The 22,644-nt window shown below is 59.2% G+C and carries 14 protein-coding genes and 5 pseudogenes; 10 read left to right on the forward strand and 9 right to left on the reverse strand.

Annotated features, from left to right (window positions below):
- Nucleotides 1-258 precede the first annotated feature (258 nt).
- The 6 genes and pseudogenes from IVB07_RS31885 to IVB07_RS31910 all read left to right on the forward strand — a co-directional run.
- Nucleotides 259-383: pseudogene (locus tag IVB07_RS31885) on the forward strand (IS3 family transposase); the annotation flags it as partial.
- Nucleotides 384-879: 496 nt separating this feature from the next.
- On the forward strand, nucleotides 880-1,875 hold the full coding sequence (locus IVB07_RS31890; protein WP_247766887.1) for a RimK family alpha-L-glutamate ligase: 996 nt from the start codon (nucleotides 880-882) through the stop codon (nucleotides 1,873-1,875).
- 150 nt (nucleotides 1,876-2,025) lie between these two features.
- Nucleotides 2,026-2,780 (forward strand): annotated as a pseudogene (locus tag IVB07_RS31895) (site-specific integrase); the annotation flags it as partial.
- A 51-nt stretch (nucleotides 2,781-2,831) separates the two neighbouring features.
- A complete protein-coding gene (locus IVB07_RS31900) occupies nucleotides 2,832-3,056 on the forward strand; it encodes a hypothetical protein (protein WP_247767841.1) in 225 nt (74 codons plus the stop codon).
- A 479-nt stretch (nucleotides 3,057-3,535) separates the two neighbouring features.
- Nucleotides 3,536-4,081: a tyrosine-type recombinase/integrase gene (locus IVB07_RS31905; protein ID WP_247766889.1), complete on the forward strand. Its 546-nt coding sequence runs from the start codon at nucleotides 3,536-3,538 to the stop codon at nucleotides 4,079-4,081.
- Between the two features lie 104 nt (nucleotides 4,082-4,185).
- Nucleotides 4,186-5,133, forward strand: a pseudogene (locus tag IVB07_RS31910) (IS91 family transposase); the annotation flags it as partial.
- Between the two features lie 636 nt (nucleotides 5,134-5,769).
- Here IVB07_RS31910 and IVB07_RS31915 read toward each other — a convergent pair.
- Entirely contained in the window at nucleotides 5,770-7,161 is a 1,392-nt protein-coding gene (locus tag IVB07_RS31915; protein WP_247767820.1) for a CapA family protein, read from the reverse strand.
- Between the two features lie 145 nt (nucleotides 7,162-7,306).
- Here IVB07_RS31915 and IVB07_RS31920 point away from each other — a divergent pair.
- Nucleotides 7,307-8,066 (forward strand): annotated as a pseudogene (locus IVB07_RS31920) (IS5 family transposase).
- Between the two features lie 1,343 nt (nucleotides 8,067-9,409).
- On the opposite strand, the gene IVB07_RS31925 reads toward IVB07_RS31920, so the two are convergent.
- Nucleotides 9,410-9,916, reverse strand: coding sequence for an FCD domain-containing protein (locus IVB07_RS31925; protein ID WP_247766891.1), 507 nt, complete (start codon nucleotides 9,914-9,916; stop codon nucleotides 9,410-9,412).
- 427 nt (nucleotides 9,917-10,343) lie between these two features.
- Entirely contained in the window at nucleotides 10,344-12,068 is a 1,725-nt protein-coding gene (locus IVB07_RS31930; RefSeq protein WP_247766893.1) for a thiamine pyrophosphate-binding protein, read from the reverse strand.
- 206 nt (nucleotides 12,069-12,274) lie between these two features.
- Between IVB07_RS31930 and IVB07_RS31935 the strand changes: the two genes are divergently transcribed.
- From IVB07_RS31935 to istA, 3 genes are all read left to right on the forward strand, one after another.
- Nucleotides 12,275-13,033, forward strand: coding sequence for an SDR family oxidoreductase (locus tag IVB07_RS31935; protein ID WP_247766896.1), 759 nt, complete (start codon nucleotides 12,275-12,277; stop codon nucleotides 13,031-13,033).
- Between the two features lie 411 nt (nucleotides 13,034-13,444).
- The gene (locus IVB07_RS31940) at nucleotides 13,445-13,576 is read left to right on the forward strand and encodes a sigma factor-like helix-turn-helix DNA-binding protein (protein ID WP_247766898.1); all 132 of its coding nucleotides are present in this window, start codon (nucleotides 13,445-13,447) and stop codon (nucleotides 13,574-13,576) included.
- Between the two features lie 142 nt (nucleotides 13,577-13,718).
- The gene (istA, locus tag IVB07_RS31945; RefSeq protein WP_247766906.1) at nucleotides 13,719-14,702 is read left to right on the forward strand and encodes an IS21 family transposase; all 984 of its coding nucleotides are present in this window, start codon (nucleotides 13,719-13,721) and stop codon (nucleotides 14,700-14,702) included.
- A 40-nt stretch (nucleotides 14,703-14,742) separates the two neighbouring features.
- Here the strand turns inward: istA and IVB07_RS31950 are convergent.
- From IVB07_RS31950 to IVB07_RS31975, 6 genes and pseudogenes are all read right to left on the reverse strand, one after another.
- Nucleotides 14,743-14,983, reverse strand: a pseudogene (locus IVB07_RS31950) (transposase); the annotation flags it as partial.
- A 438-nt stretch (nucleotides 14,984-15,421) separates the two neighbouring features.
- Nucleotides 15,422-16,450: an ornithine cyclodeaminase family protein gene (locus IVB07_RS31955; protein WP_247766908.1), complete on the reverse strand. Its 1,029-nt coding sequence runs from the start codon at nucleotides 16,448-16,450 to the stop codon at nucleotides 15,422-15,424.
- A gap of 71 nt (nucleotides 16,451-16,521) precedes the next feature.
- On the reverse strand, nucleotides 16,522-17,805 hold the full coding sequence (locus IVB07_RS31960) for an FAD-binding oxidoreductase (protein ID WP_247766910.1): 1,284 nt from the start codon (nucleotides 17,803-17,805) through the stop codon (nucleotides 16,522-16,524).
- A gap of 439 nt (nucleotides 17,806-18,244) precedes the next feature.
- Nucleotides 18,245-19,459: a pyridoxal phosphate-dependent aminotransferase gene (locus IVB07_RS31965; RefSeq protein WP_247767821.1), complete on the reverse strand. Its 1,215-nt coding sequence runs from the start codon at nucleotides 19,457-19,459 to the stop codon at nucleotides 18,245-18,247.
- Between the two features lie 36 nt (nucleotides 19,460-19,495).
- Nucleotides 19,496-21,061: an aldehyde dehydrogenase family protein gene (locus IVB07_RS31970; RefSeq protein WP_247766912.1), complete on the reverse strand. Its 1,566-nt coding sequence runs from the start codon at nucleotides 21,059-21,061 to the stop codon at nucleotides 19,496-19,498.
- A 115-nt stretch (nucleotides 21,062-21,176) separates the two neighbouring features.
- Nucleotides 21,177-22,571 (reverse strand): VOC family protein, encoded by a 1,395-nt coding sequence (locus IVB07_RS31975; protein WP_247766914.1) that lies wholly within the window; start codon nucleotides 22,569-22,571, stop codon nucleotides 21,177-21,179.
- Nucleotides 22,572-22,644 lie beyond the last annotated feature (73 nt).

Raw genomic sequence — 22,644 nt, forward strand, 5'->3', positions numbered from 1 at the left:
ATAGCGCCCACAACTCCGCGGCTTCGTTCAATCCGGCTTCTATGAGGTCGCACACCCGACAGAGCGCGCGGCTCGCGCCTGCCACTACTACCAGTTCTTCTGCGGCAAGGAGTTTTTCCAGCACCGGCTGGTGTTCGATCGCTCGTTGCTGACGAGCCGGCGAAATCGCATGGGCGAGGAACGGCTGCGGGCGCCGGATGAGATGAACTGCTTGACGACTCCTGTTCTTCGACCTCAACGACGCGCGAGGAATGTATTAATTGGGTCGTGGACTACAAACCTAGGCTCACCTATTCGTCGCTGAAATAGCTAACTCCCGCAGTCTATGCTGCTCACCTCACCGCAACGGACGATCGGCTGCGCAACTCGATCGTCTATTGCGATACCTGCACGCACAAAACTCCGCGTCTCTAATGACCGCGGGATGAACAGTGAGTGGCAAGTCACGGATGGTGGTCATACCAATCTGCATTGTCGTTCTCGTGAAGATGGCGCCGCATAGGTGGCGTGTAGCACCGCGAATGACGGCGCTCCGTTCTTCCACTGAAAGGCTTGTAATCGTTGTCCGGCTTACGACAACGTCACACGTCTGCCAGGTTCAAAACACATGACGTCTTTGCCTGGATGCCGAGTTTCTTAGATGACAATCAGCAACTTAGAGACCGAAATCGACGCTGGCACGGAAGTTGCTACTAGCATGCAGCACGCATCAGTGATGCGCCAACTAGGACCCCGAATGTCACCCAGAGCACATTCTCGCGGATGCGCGAACTGAGGTGATTTCGAAAAAGGCCTAATGTACCGACGGCAGACAACCATCTCGAAATCTTGCTCGAGACGTGTAGCTCAATCTGGTTTCCGATCTGCGAGGAGAAGGTGATGAAATTGCTCATACTCACAAGCCGCCTCGACTACTTAAGTGAAAATGATGCAGAAATCGGTGATGCGTTCCGTCGTTTCGGCTGCGAAGTGATATTTGGCGATGTCAATGCTATTGGGGCAGATGACTACCGTTGTTTCACACAAGGAGCGCTGGCACCGCCAAGCGGCGAATCGTACTATCCCGGCTCTGCGGCACCGGGCACTCGATGCGTATATTTTCTTGACGAATGCCAGTTGATCTGGGTCATGAGCGAGCCGCAGGATTGTGTAGCCCGCGATGTCTGGCAAATGCTGTGGCTAGCCTCCCAACATACCGCCTTTGTCAACAGCATTGAAGGCATGATGTTTCTAAATACAAAACATGCTTTGGGCTATGTGTTGCCAAAAAAGAACAGGGCTTCTTCACATATATCGAGCGATTTCTCGTTGCTTTGGGAACGCTATCGGAAAGCCTCAGATCAGTGGTGGGTTGCCAAGCCGCCGAATGCTTTTTGCGGGCAAAACGTCTTCTTACTTCCTCCAAACGGACCAAATGCTCGAACAATCCTCCAAAGCCTCACCGGAAACACCGTCGCACAACACGAACTCGGCTATGGGCTAGGCGGCTTCAAAGCTAAGTACGCTATTCTCCAGCAGTTCATTCCGGAAGTAACCCAAGGCGAAAAGCGTATCATAGTTGCCTGCGGGAAAGCGGTCGCCTGGCATGGTAGGCAAGTGCCTCCTGACGATCACAGATCGAATATAACGCAAGGAGGAAAGCCGATTTCAGTCGAATTGCATTCCGGTGAAATCGAGCTCGCCGAGTTGAGTGGTCGAAAGCTGATGGCACATGGAATCAACTTCGTAGGGGTAGATATGGCTTATCCGTATATACTAGAATTTAATGTCGTAAACCCGGGAGGGCTGTACGATGAGCGCTTGCTCTCTGGAATAAAGCGGTCGGACCAGGTTGCGGAGCTAATCATCGCTCACTTTAAGAAGTATTGTTCTTGATGATGACACGATTGATTTGGTCGCAAGTACGTGTGCATCCTGGGATTGAACGAAGCCGCTGCCGCGGCTTAAGGGGCAAGGTGGCGTAGATCGCCTCCTGGCTGAGAGGATGTGGGTGTTGGAGCCCACCCCTCAGACAGGAGTATCGAGATGGCCGATTTGAGTCCTCTTCGCCGCCGCATGATCGAAGACATGACCGCCCGCAATCTATCGCCGGCGACGCAACGATCCTACATCAGCGCGGTTTCGAAGTTCAGCCGCTATTTTGGCCGATCGCCTGACCGTTTGGAACTGGAAGACGTCCGCGCCTTCCAGGTGCATCTGGTCTCGACCGGAATCTCATGGCCGGCGCTGAACCAGATCGTCTGTGCGCTACGGTTTTTCTACGGCGTCACGCTCGGCGAGGCGCCCATCCCGGAGCGCATTCCCTATGCGCGAGAACCGCGCAAGCTGCCAGTCGTGCTCAGCGCCGACGAAGTGGTTCAGTTTCTCGAGGCCGTGTCCAACCTGAAGAGCCGCGCCGCGCTCACCACGGCCTATGCGGCCGGACTCAGGCGAAGTCGCGGGACTGCGGATCGAAGACATCGACAGCGCCCGCGGCGTCATCCAGGTGCGCCACGGCAAGGGCGCGAAGGATCGCAACGTGATGCTGTCGCCCCAGCTGCTGGGCATCCTGCGCACCTACTGGCGGCTCGCCCGGCCGCGGCTTTGTCTGTTCCCTGGTCGTGACGAAGATCATCCGATCGATCGGACCGTGTTGCACGCCGCGTGTCGGTCGGCGGTGAAGGCTGCGGGCCTGACCAAGCGTCACGCTCCACACGCTGCGCCACAGCTTCGCGACGCATCTTCTCGAGAACGGAACCGATATCCGGATCATCCAGGTCTTGCTCGGGCACAACAATTTGCCTGTCGCTGGAGGTGACGCCACCTCGATGATCCGCGGCGGAATGCGGGTGATGATCCGCCCCGACAGCCGCTCCAACAGGCCCGCCATCGAGATTGCCGATATTCTGCGCCGGCATGGCGACACCTATCGTCGGGTACATGCCGGTCATCTGGGGCGGGTCGAGCGGCGCGCGATGAGCGAGATCGTTGCGTGCCGGATCGAGGCGCTCGGCGGCCCATGGAGGCTTGCGACGACTGCGGCACGACACGCGTTGCCTATAATTCCTGCCTTATAGGCAAAGCCGGTAATGGGGAGCTGGCAATCGCGATCACCGTATTGTCCTGTGTGTTGCCGCTCTCGAGCTCTCCATTACAAGTCGCCCGTGCGGCCCCGTTGGGTTGGCCACTGATGGCCGGTCACATACGGAGACGGACATGTTGGAGACGTACTTCTCGGCAGCGAAGATGCTGGGGCATCTGCGCAGTGGGCCGAGCGGGCCTTACTTGACGGGTTTGCAGCGGCGCTGGAGCAGCAGGGCTATGGCCCCGCGACAGCGGTACGCTATTTGCGAGCGGCGGCTCACATCGGCCATGTCATGGCCGAGCAAGGCGCGGGCCCGGCAGCCGGCAGCGCTCGAGCGCAGATCCGCCGTGTACTGGCGATCCCGTTGAAGAAAACTGACACGCGCCTGGTGCCCTACCTTCTGCGCGAAGAGCTCCAAGCCGTGCTCGACGCCCCGATCCGGCGACCCGCGATGGCATCCGCGATCGCGCAATGCTGCACGTGGCCGTCTGCGCAGGGCTGCGCGTCTCCGAGCTGACGGGCCTCAAGGTCGATGACATCGACCTGCCTTCGATGAGCATCCGCGTGCTCGGCAAGGGACGCCGGGAGCGGACGCTGCCGTTGTGGAAGCCGGCGGCCGCTGCACTGCGTGCCTGGCTGGCCATCCGCGGGCAGGTCGCGACACCCGAGGTGTTCGTCAACGCCCGCAGTGAGCCGCTGAGCCGATGGGGCTTTGCCTATCTGCTCAGGCAGCACGCCGCGACTGCGGCTCGCAAGCAACCCGGTCTCGCCAGGAAACGCGTCTCGCCCCACGTGCTCAGGCACACCTGCGCGATGGTCGTTCTGCAAGCGACCGGGGACATCCGGAAGGTGTCGCTGTGGCTGGGCCACGCTACGCTGACGACCACCGAGGTCTACACGCGCGGCGATCCGACCGAGAAGCTCGATGCGATGGAGGCGATCGTGCCGCCCCACCTGCGGCGCGGCGTCTTCCAGCCCACCGACCAGCTGATCGAACTCCTCAGGCGTACCTCGTAATGGAGAGCTCGAGCGCGGCAATACACAGGACAATACGGTGATCGCGATTGCCAGCTCCCCATTACCGGCTTTGCCCATAAGGCAGGTAATGGGTGACGCCCATTACCTGCCGCAATCGGCACTGTCCGAAGTGTCAGGGGACAGCCCGAGCCGCGTGGCTCGCCGCGCGTCAAGCCGAGCTGCTTCCGGTTCCCTATTTCCACGTTGTCTTTACACTTCCCGCACCGATCGCCGCGATCGCTTTCCAGAACAAGGCCGTCGTCTATGCCATCCTGTTCAAGGCTGCCGCCGAGGCGATGACGACGCTCGCCGCCAATCCACGCCGGCTCGGCGGTGCGATCGGCGGCGTCGCCGTCCTCCACACCTGGGGACAGGCGCTGATGCATCATCCCCACGTCCATTGCGTCGTTCCGGGTGGCGGCCTCTCGCCCGATGGCGCGCGCTGGATCGCTTGCCGACCGAACTTCTTCCTGGCCGTCAAACCGTTGTCCAGACTATTTCGCACACTTATCTCAAACGTCTGTCGGCAGCCTTCAACTCCGGTGCCTTGTTTCTTCGGCGATCTCGGAGCTCTGGCCGAGCCGGCTGCCTTTGCGGCCCACGTCGACGCCATGCGACGCATCGTTGTTTACGCCAAGCGGCCCTTCGGCGGGCCCGCACAGGTGTTGGCCTATCTCGGCCGCTACACCCATCGCGTCGCCATCGCCAACAGCCGGCTCGTCGCCCTCGACGAAGATCAAGTCGCCTTCTCATGGAAGGACTACCGCCAGAACAGCGCGACAAAGATCATGATCCTCAAGCCCGACGAGTTCATCCGCCGCATCCTTCTTCACACGCTGCCCGATGGCTTCCATCGCATCCGCCACTTCGGCTTCATGGCCAACGGCCATCGCGCTGCCAAACTCGCCCTTTGCCGCAAACTTCTCGATCGTAAGCGGACAGCGCCAAACGATGGCGAGCCGTCGCGTGTGAATTCGGACGCTCTGACGTCGGCCAAGGTTCCCGCCTGTCCTGATTGTGGTGGCGTCATGCGCATCATCGCGCGCTTTCGACACAGCTTCAGTCGTTCCAACCCTCGAACCCCACCGTTCCGACACTCACATACCATCAGAGCAATTTCGCAACCACCGGGCGACGCGCCCCCCCGAGACCCCTCATTTAGTTCGCCGCAGCTTGCCAACATTATCCCGTTTGCGTCGGGACTCCCGTTTACTCGTGGCCCGTGGACGTACCGCCAATCAAGCCCTTCCAGCAGCGCCGAAATTCCGCCGTCGCCATCTCACCCTCGCAGTCCTCCCCGTCAACGCCTTGCGGGCTTATTCGCTCATCGATGGGAAGTTCGCCCGGCCTCGGCAGCAAGCAATCAGGCGCCAACGACCAACCAGACCCATACGGCTGCAGCCAGAGCGCCGAGCGGGGACCGGATGACAATTGGTCGTCAGCTGAATAGTTGACGGCCTTCATAGAGCTGCTCGACTTCAGGCGTGAAATGCGCGTTGACCGCGCGGCCGGCGATCAACGAGCTGGTGCCCGAAACCGCAAGACCAACAATTCTTGCCGGGATGCAAGCCGCTCCAAAAACTGTCTCCTAATAACCATCATTCACTCCCGGTCCGCCAATTTGGCATTGGTGGCTATCGAGATCGAGTCCGTTGGTTCAAGCAGCCCATCCACGAATCCGAGCCGCATCATCGCCGCGAGCTGGGCCCCGGTCTGATGACGCCAACATCCTTTGCGATAGCGATCCGGGTCCCAAACGGCTTCGAGAGCGTCTGTAAGCGGTCTAGAATGGCCTTCCCCTGCGGCGTGGGGGCGACCCGCGGGATACCCCTGTTGGCAAACCTCATCGAGCGACCGAGCTCGATCGGATAAAGTCGTAATTCAGCAAGCTGGTTCTGCTCAAATCGGATGATGGTGACAATGCTCTCATAGAAGATCGGATCGGATAATCCTGGATCTGTCTCGTATCCTCTTGCCATCTCTTCGACGGTCACCTCAGCGTCCGTGTCAACCCGCGGGTCCTTACCGTAAGCGGTGAACATGTCCGCACCAGCCGGGGTATGGAGGTTGTCCATGATGAAATTTCCAAGGCTGTAAAAGATCGGCCGGCCCTTGTAGATCTCGATGCCACGTAACTGGTGCGGTCCATGTACGACGTATGCGTCCGCTCCGGCATCAATTAGCCTATGCGCAAACCACTGTGCATAATCAGGTGGTTCCTGACTCCAATTGCCGGGCTCGTGACCGTGGTTTGTGACGATGCAGAAATCCGCGAACTGCTTGCCTCGGCGAACGTTTCGCATAATTGCGGCAACGTCGCACGGGTCGGCTTCATAGGTGTAACCGATCTTGTCGCCGGTCTTGTATGTCACTCCCGCGAGCTCGACCCGGCTTGGATCCTCAACACCGGGCCTAAAGCCGGGCAACGCATTGCGTATCAACCTCAAGCTCTCGAGCATGTCCGGCGTGACCACGATGCTTCGCGCCAAACGAAGAGCGTTGAGTCCCGGTCTGCCTGGCGCTTCGCCGGCGGGATCGGCCGCACGCGACAACGGAGTGAAAGTTGAAGCAAACGACAGCAACGCCACGCGACCGCGTGCGGTCTCTAGAAAGCGAGCGGCGCCCGCTTGTGCGAGGTTCTCGCCAGCACCTGCATGGACGATGCCGTTCTGATCAAGCACGCGGCTCGTCTCGCGCATGCCTTCGACGCCCCAGTCTAGCGAATGATTGTTCGCACGACTCACTATGTTGAATCCCATCGCCTTCAAATCGGGTCCAAGCTCAGGTAGGCTAGTGACATACGCACCGCCATACTCGGCTTGCGGACTTCCCTTGAACGATCGGATATCGAAGATGTTGGTTTCAATGTTGCCAAATGTAACATCAGCATCATGAAGTATTTTGATGATGGTGTCAAAGCCGGGATGTTGACCTTTGGTTAGCGGCCGCGTAACGAGGAGGTCGCCAACTGCTACCATCGTGAAACCGTCAGCAACATTCGTTGCAATCGAACCGACCACATCATAGCTACTGTCTTGCTTGGCCGAATGACAACAGTTGTTGTGCGAGTTTTTCTTCATAGGAGGGCTCCTCAACAGATTCCGATTTTCTGTCAGATCGAAAAGTTCGCGCATCGCTTCGGCCATTACACCTGTCTTAGGGTCTGTACCTAATTAGCGAGTTCTGATCCCCTGGTGCCAAGTTGATTCGGCACGGGGGACTTCGATGCGCAAAGGACTGTTCTGGCTCAACGACAAGCAGTGGGCTCAGATAGAGCCGCATCTGCCAACGAACCAGACCGGCCCGGCGCGCGAAGACGATCGACGCATTATCAGCGGTATCATTCACATGCTCCAGTGCGGCGCACGCTGGCGCGATTGCCCGTCCGACTATGGCCCTTACACGACGATCTACAATCGGTTCAATCGCTGGGCTAAGCGCGGACATTGGCAGGCGATCTTTGAAGCGCTCGCCCGCTGCGGCAAGGACCGAGTGGCTTTGTCGATCGACTCCACCTCGATCAAAGCGCATCGCTCGGCGAGCGGCGGAAAAGGGGGGAGTGTGAACAGGCGATCGGCCGCTCGCGCGGTGGGCGGACCACGAAAATCCACGCGCTGAGCGACCCTGATTGCAAACCTTGCGCATTTCATCTCACTCCGGGACAAGCCGCAGACATTGCCGCAGGGCCGGCCCTTTTGAACTCGCGCCGCCCATGTCTTCCCTCATTGGGGACAAAGGCTACGATGGCGACGGCTTTCGCGCTGAAATCGTCAATCGCGGCGCGAAATCCGTCATTCCAAACAAATCCAACCGGGTAACCCTCCACAGCTTCAGCAAGCGCCTCTATAAAGGGCGCAATGTTATCGAGCGCTGTTTCTGCCGGCTCAAGGATTTCAGGCGTGTTGCTACTCGCTACGACAAACTTGCCAGAAACTTCTTGGCCGCCGTCCACCTCGCCGCTCTCGTCGCTTATTGGATCAATTGAGTCTGAACCCTAAGCCAATCGACGTATGGTTCGGCAAACCGGTCCGCATCTCGTGCGGTAGTGAACCCGCAGATCGGCACGAAGCACGCGGAAGTTGGTGGGTCCGGCATCATCGCAGTTGCCTCTTCGGCCGCATGAAAGCGCCGTCACTTAATTCTCCGGTCATCGGCACGCTCGTTTGGAAAAGATCGGCTTTGGTCACTGCTCGTCGCACGCTCCGCGTTCGCTTTCCGCGATCCGCTCGTATTGATGGCTTTCGGATCATCGCTGCTGCGCCAGAGCCGTTGAGCACTTTCGGCAAATTGGCCCTCTTTGTATTTGTCTTCCTGCTACCCAGACGTGGCATCTCACTGCACATGGCTGCACCAACTTTGCCCAGAATTCAACGATGTCCTCTGTCCTAGGCTGGAACTTAGTCAGGACCATCAGCAAGTTTTCCGCTTACCGCCAGCGATCCACTTTAATGGGAGCAGCCGGAAGTTCGATGCGCAGGACATCTTGTTCTCCAAAGCAAACATTACGCGACTTTATGCCCGAGCTTGTTTTTGCCTCACAAAGGTGACACAGGGCTTCGGGGAAGGAGAGCACCTCTCCTCTTGCGGGTTTGCGTCCAATCAGTCCGTGTGTTGCAGCATTGCAAAGCAACCGCCGTGCCAGCCCAATCGGCGCCAAATTAAGGCCGGATTGTACTGCAGAACAAGCTCGGCAGCGCCCGACTACCCCTGGTGTATTGAACCTGACGGGCTTTGTGCGTGACATCTCATCGTGCTGTGCCGCGAACTCGCTGACCGAGAGGTTCCTTACCCTCACATCCCGCGCCTTGAAGATCGGTTCGCCCAGTTTCATCAGCGCTGCGCACCTGTCGACGCCCCCGTCCTCATCGCCATAGTGCGCGATGAGGCCGCAGATGGTCATCCGCGCGCCCTGATTGAACAGCGGAAGCACCGCCTCGAATACCTTGGCCCCACATTCTCGAAGTAGGCGTCAACGCCGCTTGGCAAACCGCGGCGACATCCGCTGGCAGATTGGGCGAAAGGTGGGAGACGCAGGCGTCGAAGCCCAATTCCTCGGTCACGAACTTGCATTTGGCATCACGGCCACCAATCCCGATGACCCGCGCCCCGCTGCTTGGCTAGTTGGCCGGCGATCTGGCCGACCCCGCCCGAAGCCGCCGAGACCACCACTGTCTCGCTTGGCTTAGGTGAGGCCGCTGTCTGACGGCAACCAAAATCTCTCGAGCTTCTCTATGGGGGTTGTAAGCAGCGGCATTCGTTCACGCGCGTGTTTGTTCACATCCCGACGGAAGTGCCCTCGAATAGCGGCCCAGTTGATCGAGCTGGCCGTCAGTTTGCGCCGACAGTTGAGGTCGAACTTCGCATTTTCTTCTTGTCTTCAGCGGGCTGATTCAGCCTGACGACGGCCTTCTCGAGGTATCTGCTGGCCCAGAGTATGTCGTTGGCGAGAGCAAGGCGCGCGCCTGCACCATCTCTTGCCGCTAGGCTCGTCAATATCGACCGATGAGGATGATCCTTCGCGGTTGCGGATTCACTGAAATCGTTCAGCGTGAGAAGCGGGCCGATCTGAACCCACAGGCTTTCGATGAGTCCGCAAACCACAGGCAAATCTGATGATCTGTAGATCCTAAAATGAAACTCTTCGTTGATTGAGAGCACGGTCTGCACATCGCGCTGGCGTCTTGCGAGCATCAGTTGCTCATGCATCTTCTCCAAGGCGAGGACATCGTGCGACGAGATGTTATTCGCCGCAGCTTCCGCGGCGCGGCCTTCCAGCTCAATTCGAATGTCGCGGATTTCCCTGAAGCGGGCCACACTCAAGACGGGAACCATCATGGTCCGAGACTGATGTGGAACAAGGCCGCGCTCGGACGCCAAGCGGAGAAGCGCCTCCCTGACAGGCGTGACACTAACTCCAAGTTCCTCGGCCAATGGCTTTAGAAGAAGCCGCTGACCCGGCCGGAGCCGACCAGCCATCAGAGCTTTCCGAAGCATGAAATATGCTCGCGCGTGTAAGTTGTCACGCCCCACGTGCAGCCGATCGATGTCGGTTGGCATGAGGAAGGTGGATGAGGAAGCAGAGAATTCTGCGTCTCGAGATCCTGCCTTTCTCATTTTCTATTCGTTCCTCTCTTGGCGCCGCGCGACCCGGGGCAGACCTGCTCCTGTGGGCACGACCGTGTACCACGGTCGAGGTGAGCTACAAAAGCTTAAAGGGGCCGCACGGGCCCTTTAACATCTGTCTGAACGGGGCCAGGTCGGCCTAGCCTCCGGGTGGCGGGGTCCAGGGCAACGGAGCGAGCGCCTCAAACTCTGTCACCACGTCAATAACCGCGGGCTTACCGGACCGGCGCGCGTCGTCAAATGCCTTGGCCAAGTCACCGGGCTTCTCAACACGCACACCGAAGCAGTCGAAATCGCGCGCGATTTGCGCGAAATCCGTGTCTCGATAGGCAAAGATCTCCTCTTTATTGCCTTTCCTCCCTTCGTAGGCGATGTCGATGTTTCTTCGACCCTGTCCAAGGCAATGATTGTTGTTCACGATCGTGATCACGTTAAAGCCATAGCGCCTGGCCGTTTCCAGCTCGGGAAGATGATACATAAAGCCACCATCTCCGGTTAAGCAGACGACGGGGCGATCTGGCATTGCGCACTGGACGCCGAGCGAAGCAGGAAAGGCCCAACCCAATGAGCCAGCGGCTCGCAGGTATCCCTGAGCCGGGTCGGTGAGATAGACGAGCGTCCCGCTCCAGTGCGATGCGTAGCCGGTATCTGCCACCAGCATTGCGTTCTTCGGAAGCCAGTCCGAGATCTCCCGGCAAAGACGCTCCGGCCTGATCGGCGTCGCGTCAGACGATCGGGCGATATCCGCTTCCGCCCGCCATTCGGCAACGTAATCAGCAACCTTACGCTGCCAACCTCCCCGTGCACGGGATGGCAGTTCCGAGGCAAGGCGCTCGAGAGCCGCCTTCGGATCACCGTGTACACCGATCGCTTCGGGGAAGTTGCGACCAAGCTCCGCCGGATCGATGTCGATCTGTACGATTTGCGTCTCGGGTCTCGGCAGCTTCCAGTGATTCGTGATCATGTCCCCCGTATCGCTGCCGACGAAGATGACAAGATCTGCATCGTGCAGGATTTTGTTTGCACAGGTCCGCGAGTAGGTCCCGGCCACTCCACCATTTTGCGGATGAAACTCCGGAAGGGCGTGCTTCGCATCAAGGGACATGACGACTGGAATTCCGTGGTGCTCGACGAAGGCCTTCAGGGCCCCTTCGGCGCCCGACATCATTAAGCCGGCGCCTGCAAGAATCACAGGGCGTTCCGAAGCCGCTATCGCGGCCGTAGCACGAGCGACCGATTTGGCGTCCGGAGAGGGGCGGAAAGCCGGCACCTTCGCGAAGGTGTCTTCGGGAAAAATGGAAGCCATGAATTCGGCGGCGCCGACGATGTCGCCCGTATAGCCGGTGATGTCGAGATGGACAGGGCGGGAGGCGCCGGTGGTCGCCTCCCTGAATGCTTGACGCAGGAGATGAGGCAATTGCGCTACCTCGTCGACCCGACCTCTGAACTTCGTGACGGAGGCATAAAGCGGCTCGTGCGGCAGTTCTTGATACGCGTTACGGTACTGGTAGTTGGCCGCGTGGCGCCCCGTCAACGCGACAACGGGCGAATAGGCAAACCAGGACTCCTGGAGAGCCGCGGCAAGATTGGCGGCTCCGACGGACTGCGCCATGCAGACGGCAGGACGGCGCAACGCGCGTGCATAGCCGTCAGCCATATACGCGATTCCCTTTTCGGAGTGCCCGAGGATCCGCTTGATGCCGAGGTCTTCCATCTCGGTGAGCGCCCGCCGCAGAACGGCATCCATGAAGAAGACGTGAGAGATACCCTTGGCCTTGATGGTTTCGGCAATGAAGCGCCCGCCGGTCATTCGGCGGGCTGGGGCGAGCGCGGAATTTGTCGAAAGCAACTTCAGATTGTCCATTTCTACCCCGTCAGTTTGTCGATTACGCCTGGAAAATAGGCTCACGAGCGGCACCCATCTGTCCACGACAACTGTCGCGACAGGTATCTCGCGTTGCGCGAGCTTTTTATATGATATAAAAAATCCCGTCAATGAGTTCACCCTTCGGCCAGCCTCGCGGCACGGCCACCGGGCTCGCTGTGAGAGAACGCAATAAAGGAGAGACTATGATCCGCTACGAACTGTCGGGAAGTAGAGCGCTCGTTACCGGTGCAGCGTCAGGCATCGGCTTGGCGACTTTGAAGCGGCTGGCACAGGCAGGGTGCACCGTTGCGCTGAATCACCTTCCCGATGATCCAAGGGGGCCTGAGGAGGTGAGCAAGCTCCGCGCGGATGGTTACGACGTATTCGGCGTCCCTGGCGCCATAGGTGATGGGAAAGAGGCAGAGCTCGTAAATGTTGCCGTCGACAAGATGGGTGGGCTCGACCTTCTCGTTAACAATGCCGGCACGCCGGGAGCACGGAAATCCGTTTCGTCTTCCGAGCTCGACCTCATTACTGACGAGATGTGGTCGGCCGTGCTGGACACGAACCTCATCGGGCTTTTCCGATGCACGCGCGCGGCTGCACCTTCCTTGAGACAATCGAGAGGCGCGGTCGTAAGCCTGGCATCAGTGTCAGCATTGACCTCGAGAGGGTCTAGTTTGGCCTATGCGGCAAGCAAGGCCGGTATCATTGCGATCACGCGCCATCTTGCTCAAGGTCTAGCACCAGAGATTCGGATCAACGCGGTGGCGCCGGGTGCGGTTGATAGCACCTGGCAGATCGAGTGGACGGAGGCGCAAAGGCAAAGCTCCATCGAGCGAACTCCCCTGCAGCGCAGATGCGTTCCCGAGGATATTGCCGAAACGATTGTATATCTGGGCTTTGCAGCGCCCATGATCACAGGACAGACTATTGTCATAGATGGTGGGCTCACGCTTTAGCCACGGCTCGATTCGTTCTAAGATTCGCGAAATGTGAATGCACCAACCTATCTGGGTCGCGTTCGAACTCCCCTGCTGGAAGAGCGACTAAGACCTGGATCGTGGCGCGGTGGAGATGCTACGCACCCAAGCTGCCGACATCAACGACAAAGCGCGCGCGAACTGCGGCTTTGTCGTTCAGTGATCGGAGCTCTGCCCTAAGGACGTCTCATCTAGAATGCGCGTTCCAGCCGATCGTGATCACCGATTCCAGGCCATCGTGATCACCCATTCCAGAGCATCGTGATCACCATTTCCAGCGATCACGATCGGGGGCGACCAGGAGGCGTGCACCGCTGACAGTCTGCAACCCGGGTAGCTTGGTCTTTTGCCTAACCTCAGAGGATCCAGATGCCGACCGAGAGACTGTCCATGCGCCACATTCGCGAAGTTCTACGCCTGCATTACAGCGTCGGCATGTCGCAACGCGCCGTTGCCCGCAGCCTCGGCTTGGCCCAAGGCACGGTCAGCAAGTACCTTAACCGAATCGCCGCGCCGGCCTGACCTGGCCGTTGCGGCCAGAGCTGGATGACGATGTCCGGCTCGAGCACCGCCTATATCCGCCGCCATCCGATCGGCCCAGCGACGAGCGTCCACAGCCCGATTGGGCGCTCGTGCATCGCGAGCTGCGGCGCCCGTCACGCTGATGTTGTTGTGGGAGGAATATTGCGACGCAAACTCCGACAGCTTCAGCTATTCGTGGTTCTGCGAGCGCTACAAGGAATGGGCCGGCCGCCTCAAGCTGACGCTGCGTCAGGTTCATGTCGCTGGCGAGAAGCTGTTCGTCGACTATTCCGGCCACACCATGGAGGTGGTTGACGGGCTCACCGGCGAGGTGCGCAGCGCGCAGATCTTCGTCGCCGTGCTCGGCGCCTCGAACTACACCTACGCCGAAGCCAGCCTGAGCCAAAGCCTGCCGGACTGGATCGCCTCACACGTTCGGGCATTTGCCTATTTCGGCGGCGTGGCCCGACAGACGGTGAGCGACAATCTGAAGGCCGGCATTACCCGGGCTTGCTTTCACGAGCCGATGGTCAACCGGACTTATGCCGATCTCGCTCGCCATTACCGCACCGCTATCGTTCCGGCGCGGCCGTATCGGCCAAGGGACAAAGCCAAGGTCGAAGTCGGGGTCCAAATCGTCGGGCGATGGATTCTGGCGCGCTTGCGCAACCGCCGCTTCTTCTCACTCGCCTCCCTTAATGAGGCGATCCACGCGCTCCTTGTCGACCTGAATGATCGACCGTTGCGCAGCTGGGGACGAAGTCGCCGCGACCTGTTCGAAGAGCTCGATCGTCCGGCGCTCACTCCCTTGCCGGATGAGCCGTACCAGTATGCCGAGTGGAAGCGCTGCCGGGTCAACCTCGATTATCACGCCGAGATCACCAAGCATTACTACAGCGTCCCTCACCACCTCGTGCATCAGGAGGTCGAGGCTCGCATCACCCAAAAGACCCTCGAGCTCTTCCTCCGCGGTAAGCGGGTGGCGTCGCATCTGCGCAGCACCCGCCGTATCGTGCGACCACGATTCGCGAGCATATGCCGAGCACACATCGCCGCTACCGCGACTGGATCCATGAGCGCATTCGTTCCGAAGCCGCCAAGATCGGCCCCGATGTCAAGACGCTGATCGACCTTCAGCTTGCGTTCGCAGAACGCCTACAGCGAGGATCCAGCCGCTTGTTGATCGCGCTGATCGTCGAGGCCGAGAAGGCATGGTCCACCAGTTCCTCGATGACCTGCTTCACCTTCCGCGTCGAGACGCCTTGCACGTACATCTCGGCCAGCGCCTCAACCATCCCTTCTCAGAGCGCTGATAGCCCTCGAACAACTCGGTCGAGAACCGCCCCTGGCGTCCTGCGGCACCTTGAGCTCGATCTTGCCCAGTCGGATGATCAGTTACTTGAGGAACTCCTTGTCCGACGCCAAAAGCTGTTTGACGGCAGATACATCCGTCCTAATCTTCGTCACGGTCATGGTGGTCCTTGCTCCTCTACGAGCGGTGATTTTCGCAACCACCGGACCACCATGATCTTCAGCCGCTCAGCTTTTGCAGAACCTCCCGCACACTAACACCGCCCGCGAAACATCGGATGAGCCGGCAGTCCACTGTACGATCCGAGTGGCCCGCCAACACCCTTCTTGGCGCGGCTCATGGACGCGCGATTCGCTGGCCAGGATGAGACGTAGGAGACTGTGGCGCCACAGACACAATCGACCACAAGTTTGGAACGCGAGGAGCGCCCTCTAGCGGTTCTTATCCGCTAGAATGAGTACGGAAGCCGAGACATCGAGCAGAACTTCCAACCACGGCAAACGTTGTACGAGCGATCAGCTTGCCAGCGAACGTCAGTCGCCCACAAGAAGGCTCGCGGCCGCAAGATCTTCGGCTGCGACCCCAACAGACTTGAAAAGCGTAATCTCGTTGCAGGAAAGGCGCCCTGGTCTTGCACCGCTTGTCAGCTCGTGGAGGTCGCCGCAAATGTCGGCGGCGTGCCAGCAACCGCTCGCGATAGGTTGGATCAAGTCGCCGGCTTCGTTGAGCGCTCCTGGATACGTGTCGACAAAGACGCGACTACGGCAGACCACGTCATCGTCGGTCTCGCGCATTTCCCGCGTGAAGGCGCCCACGAGATCAACATGTGTTCCCGGCCTCAGGTGCCGGCCAGCAACAAGCGGGTCGCGCGATGTGGTCGCGCAGCTGATGATATCAACCGTTGACACAGCCGACGACAGATCGGCAGTTGCGATTGCGTCAAGACCTTGCCTGGCGAGTATGTCGGCAACAATCTGAGCACGATGCAAACTGCGGCCCCAGACAACAACTTTATCAATCGGCCGGACCGCGCGATGGGCAAGAGGCAGATATGAGGCAAGCCGACCGGTACCAACCATCAGCAGCGTGCGACTGTCGGGGCGCGAAAGATGTCGTGAAGCGAGCGCGGAGGCCGCAGCGGTGCGGCGATTGGTCAGTGCTTCGCCATCGATTATTGCGCGAGGCTGGCCTGCAACGCCATCGAACAAGACGTATAGTGAGGAGACGGCACCTACATTCAGCGCCGAATTTTGTGGAAACACCGTTACGAGCTTCACACCAAGCATCTTACCACGGTCCCATGCCGGCATAGTGAGCAGATGTCCGGGATTTGAAGCCGTTCCAACCTCGTAGCTTTGCCTTACCGGCATAGCCTCGCCGCCGCGGTGGAAGGCTTCGCTTAGCGCATCAATTAGTCGCGGGTAGTCGAGGCCCGCTTCGACTTCAGCGGCGGAAAAGTAATGTAACAAGGCTCTCTCCTTCTCGGCTTGTTCGATTGGCGTCGCGAGCGTGGAATTTGCGAGGCCTGCTTCCCTGCTCTGTACTTCCTGATGGAATCGCATAGGTATTCCCTGGTCGATGCTCAGGGATGTCTCGCCATGCTGCATAGTCTGCATTCAGAATCATAAGCTGGTCAGAACCAACCTTCAGTGAGGTGAACAAGCTGAGAGCCAATCTTATAGAAGGCCTCCCGGGCCGCTCGAAACGGTTGCTCTGCGATTGGAACAACCGGTAGCGGCATGTCACTTTCAGTGATCTGACCCAGAATATAGGACGCCAGCACACTGCCAAACACCGTGCCTGGTGCAATGCCACGTCCGTTGTAGCCGCTGAAAGCGATGACATTGCGGTCGAGCTTGTGAAAGTGGGGGAGATTGGTTGCAGTCATCCCAATCATGCCGAACCAGTTGGTTTCAAGCTCGACATCGCCGAGTTCAGGAAACAATCTGCCCAACGATCGTAGAGCCCAAGCCCGATGAACCGAGGCAGCGAAGCCCTCGAGCGCGCCAACGCTACCAAATACGAGGCGACCAGAACGATCAAAGCGAAAGGAAGAAAGGACCTGTTTGGTATCCCACGCACCTTGGCGCTCGGGCAAAATCGCCTTCCTCAGATGGTCTGAAAGAGGACGGGTCGCGAAGTTAAAATAGGGTAAATGGATCTGCTGCTGTCGGACCTGAGACCATGGTCCTCTTGCATACGCATCGGTCGCGACGATTACCCATTCTGCATCTACCGATCCGTGTTCGGAGCCGATCCTCCAGCGTGATCCGGTGTTCTGCGCTGTGATGACCTCGGTTTGAGTAAATATCTTTACTCCTGCCGCAAGAGCCGCGCGCGACAGGCCGCGCACGTAAGCAAGCGGCTGTATAGTCCCGGCGCGCTTGTCGAGCAACGCGCCGGTGTAGTCGCCACCTCCAATTTTTCTACGTGTCTCCTCCGCATTGAGCACAACGACCGGAGCACCGCGCTTCTGCCACTGTTCGGCACGTGTCTCGATCTCACGCAAGCCGCTGCGTCCGACAGCACAATGAAGGGTACCGGCCCGTTCAAGTTCACACTCGATGCCGTACTTCTCGATCAATTCAAAGACCTTTTGGGGCCCGCGACCGAGAAGTTCGATCAACCGCTCCCCGAAAGGTGGGCGAAGGGTGTCCATAAGCGTATCTGGCATGACCCACATGCCCGCATTCACCAGCCCCACATTCCGCCCGGAGCCACCGAACCCTATTTCTCTCGCCTCGAGTAGAACGACGCGTGCGCCTGCTTCGGCAAGGTGAAGCGCTGACGAGAGCCCGGTATATCCACCCCCGATTACAACGACGTCTGCGATCGTGGGACCAACCAGCTGGCTTGTTTTCGGCGCGGCCTGCGCTGTCAGCTCCCACAACCCGTGCGATTTCACGTCCCTCAGCATCTGCTACACCTCTTCTAACCTCCTCACTGCATTGAGTTGCTTGTCAACTCAACAGCAGTAACGGACGGCTTCATTCTTACTCATCTACTAAAATTCCCTATGGGGGACGGGGTCAGGGATCGCTATTTCCTATGACGATATTCTCTCCCGGGATGAGCACGAAACAGAGGTCTTCGGCCGGACAAACGCGGGTGCGCGTCAATCTCCTCCGCGAGGGATCTGAGATCGAAAGACCGCCAGTGTTCAAGGCAGCAAGGCGTGCAGAAACGCATCTTCGCTCTCTCCTCTCCTCATTTCCCAATCCAAACAATGGGCCACAAACGTTATGCGTGACATGGCTCGAACTGCTGGAGCAAGGGGACGACCTCGCGCCGCCATTCGGGCGAGGAGCAGAAGACTGGAGCGCGTTCATTGCACCAGGCCGCACAAGGACCACGCGTCAGGATAACCGGCTTGTCGCGTACGCAATTCGCGCACACGCCTCCTTTAGCTCGGAATCCGAAGTGGCGTAAGAAATCCGGAAGAATGGGCCCTGTCCGAATGCAGACCCGGGAACAACTGCGACCCCGACGCTGCGCAGCAGATATTCCGCGAAATCGGTATCGCTTTCGATGCGTTGACCACCCGGTGTGGTCCGACCGATCAGCCCGGCGCAACCGGCGAAAGTATAGAATGCGCCTTCAGGCACCCTGCAGCTTATTCCTTCGATCCTGTTCAAGGCTGCCACCACAAAGTCGCGCCGCGCTTGGAAGGATCGGCATCGCTCTTGAACGACATCTTGAGGTCCATTGAGAGCTGCAACGGCGGCAGCCTGACTGACCGATGAAGGACATGACGTGGATTGGCTCTGGACGACGGCCATGGCGCGAATGAGTGCACTCGGCCCCGCTCCGTAGCCGATGCGCCAGCCGGTCATCGCGTAGGATTTCGAAACTCCATTGACCGTAAGCGTACGGTCACGTAGTGCAGGCTCGATCTCGACCGGGGTCACGAAACGAAAATTATCGTAGACGATGTGCTCGTAAATATCATCCACCATCAGCCAGACGTGTGGGTGATCGACCACAACATCCAGGATAGGCCGATAGTCGGCTTGCGAATAGGCTGTGCCGGACGGGTTGGACGGCGAATTTAGCATCACCCAACGAGTGCGAGACGTAATCGCCCGGGCGAGGTCGTCAGCGACCAGACGGAAGCCGTTGGCTTCCTGACAAGGGACCAATATGGGTTTACCACCCGCGATCAGGGCTATATCGGCATAGCTCACCCAGTACGGCGTCGGAATGATGACCTCGTCACCAGGCTCAAGTGTCGCCATCATGGCGTTGAACAGAACCTGCTTCGCGCCGGCTGTTACTGTGATCTCCTCTTGCGCGAAGGCGATGCCGTTGTCGCGCTCAAACTTCGCCCGGATGGCAGCCTTCAGTTCGGGCGTTCCATCGAGAGCGGTGTACTTCGTCGCGCCGGCTTGCGTTGCGCGCGATGCCGCTTCTTTTACATGGTCTGGCGTGTCAAAATCAGGCTCGCCTGCGCCAAGGACGATGACATTCCTGCCCTGGCGCTTCAGTTCCGCTGCTAGCCCAGTGATCTTGAGGATCTCCGAGATGCCAATTGCCGACAGGCGGCTCGATGGGCGAAACAAGGACGGTCGCATGCAAGCAGGAGCGTTCACGTTTAAACCTCTACCTTCTCACAGCACATCGAACTCGACGCCCTGTGCGAGCGGGAGCGTGCGGCCGTAGTTTATGGTGTTCGTGGAGCGGCGCATATAGGCCTTCCAAGCGTCAGACCCCGATTCGCGTCCACCGCCGGTCTCCTTGTCACCGCCAAATGCGCCGCCGATCTCGGCCCCAGACGGGCCAATATTGACATTGGCAATCCCGCAATCGGAGCCTCGCGCCGAGAGGAATGTCTCGGCTTCGCGTATATCGTTGGTGAAGATCGAGGACGAAAGGCCTTGCGGAACAGCATTGTGCAGTTGGAGGGCGGCATCGAAATTGTCGTACTTGATCATGTAAAGGATCGGAGCAAAAGTTTCGTGCTCGACCGGTCCCGTCTGAGCGGCCATCTCCACAAGGGCAGGGCGAACGTAATAAGCATCAGCGGCCCCCTCGACGGCGACGCGTTCACCACCGTTAATCTGCCCTCCTGCGACCTTTGCCGCATCGAGCGCTGCTTGCATTGCGCGATAGGCTGCGCCATCGATCAGTGGGCCAACGAGCGTGCCGCCCTGGAGGGGATCGCCGACAATCACCGACTCGTAGGCGCGCTTAAGCCGTGACAGGAAACTGTCATAAATGCTTTCATGAACGAAGACGCGACGTAGGGTCGTGCAGCGCTGGCCGGCCGTTCCCATCGCGGCAAAGGCTACGCCGCGCAACGTCAGGTCCAGGTCCGCGGTGGGTGCGACGATCGCGCCATTGTTGCCGCCGAGCTCCAAAATCGCCCGCGCGAAACGCTTGGCGAGCCGCGGCGCAAGCCCTCGGCCCATCGCCGTCGAACCGGTGGCCGACACCAGCGGGACGTTGGCATTGTCGACAAGCGCCTCACCGAGGACGCGGCCGCCGAACAATACGCTCGCAAGCCCCTCCGGCGCGCTCCCGCCCTCCTGCTTGAAACGCGCGAGCGCGCGATCGAATAGGGCCTGCGTGGCAAGCGCCGTCAGCGGTGTCTTTTCAGACGGCTTCCAGACAACGCTATTCCCGCAAACCAGAGCCAGGGCCGCATTCCACGCCCACACGGCTACTGGAAAGTTGAAAGCAGAAATAATGCCGGTGACGCCGAGCGGATGCCAGCTTTCCATCATGCGGTGCTCGCCGCGCTCGGTGGCGATGGTCAGGCCATAGAGCTGGCGAGAAAGCCCGACGGCGAAATCGCAGATATCGATCATTTCTTGGACCTCGCCCAGGCCTTCGGAAACGATCTTGCCGACCTCGATCGAAACGAGCCGGCCTAAACTCTCTTTGTTGGTGCGCAGCTCTTCGCCAAACAGACGCACGAGTTCGCCGCGCTTGGGCGCCGGCATAAGCCTCCAAGCGTGGAACGCTACGTGCGCCGTTTCGATTGCCGCAGCCGCTTCGCTGGGGCTTGTTTCCCGCACATATCCGATGCTCTGGCCCGTTATGGGCGTGCGTACCTCGACGTGGCCGCCTTTAAAGTGGGATCTGCCAATCCCGAGTCCGGTCAGTAGCCGATCGACTTCTCCGGGAATGCCGAGCTCGAGAATTTGCGTTCGCGCTTTCGTTGGTACGGACATCAGGTTTCTCCATCGGGCTTCGAGCTCAGATCGTTCGGGGTCAGCAGGTATTGACATACCCGCTGGGGTTCTGTTCATGCGAGCGACACGCATATCGATCGCTGTTCGTCTGCAATCAAAGCAACCTTGGGAGGCCAAGCTGTTTCATCGCCCGCTCGAGCGACGCTCGAGTTGCTTGGTCATAGAGCTCCAGCTCGTCGTAAACCGCGATACCGAGGGCCTCTTCGAACTGTGCGCGGTTAGATCGCCCGACATAGTTGTTCTGCTCGTCGGTGCCGAGATTCGACTGGAAAATGCCAGCTGCGCTGACGGGAAGGAAATCTTCGTAGTCGATCGGATCGTACCGAAGAAAACCATTTGCGATCAGTGCGTCCATCGTCAAGGGCATCTCGCCAGCGGCCCTACTTGCGAGGCCGGCCTCAGTCGCCGAATAGCGAAAGAAGGCAAGCCCCCTGCCACGCAATTCGGTCCAGTCATCGGGAAAGGAGCTAAAGCACTCGGAGAGTCGCGCCTCATAACTGCCCGCGCTCGAACTCGCGCCGACTTGGACGCTGCGACGGACGGACGCGAGCAGGTTATCGTACAGCTTGCGCCCTTTTGCAGTTAGAGCGACGCCGCGTTGCTCGATCTCTCCGAAGCGCGCCGCATGCGTCCCCACCGCCTCGCTGCCAGCCTGCTTGAAGACAACCGACTCTTCCAACGCCTTGAAGCTAGTCTGCCGCAGAAGGATCGGGCAGTCGCGTCGCGGTGGCCCCTCGATGACGGCCTTGGGCAGGATGCCCCGGCCAGGCATACCGGCCTGAACTGAATCGATATCCAAAGTCCGCGGCGTGAGATGATTGATGTGCGGTCCCTTGAAGCTGACGACATCGGCAATCAACCTGTGGGCAGAATGCAACTTTCGATAAGTGTCAATGTCAACAGTGGCATCACTGCGCCAGCAGAAAGTCTGCAATGCTTCGCGTACAAATTCCTCGGCTTCCGCGCGCGTGAGCGCGCCTTCACCTTCGAACACCCTGACGATCTTGAGAACCCGTGAAGTGAAAATCCGCCGGCCAGCCAGAATCGCCTCGGCTTTTGCGCGTAATGCAGGATCTTGGATCAAGTCGAGCCGGAGCAGAGATGTGAACACTCGGAATGGATTGCGCCGGAGAGACCGCTCCGGGATCGGACGAAACGCGGTCGAATGAACCGGGACGCCGGCCACGGACAAATCATAGTAACCGACGGGATGCATGCCCATAACAGCGAAGACGCGACGAATATCAGACAACTCGTGGGCCGTGCCCAGGCGGATGGCACCGTGACGCTCAACGCTCAATCTCTCGACTTCGCCACCGTTTTCGAGCCTCGCCCGCATCTGAGGATTGGCATCCAGAGTAGCGGTGTTCACCTCGGCGACCAGCTGCAGCAGCGTCCCATAGTGTGGGACCTCGGCGCGATACATATCGGACATCGCGCGGGAAAACAGGTCGCGGATGTCATCCGTATGAACGTCTCGCGCGGCCATAATTGACTCCCTACTGCTCCCCCGCTGGAGGAGACGCCGAATCCAAAGCAACGCCTTTGTATCCCGAGCGGAC

Origin of the sequence: Bradyrhizobium sp. 172, from assembly GCF_023101065.1 — a bacterium.
Classification (GTDB): Bacteria; Pseudomonadota; Alphaproteobacteria; order Rhizobiales; family Xanthobacteraceae; genus Bradyrhizobium; species Bradyrhizobium canariense_D.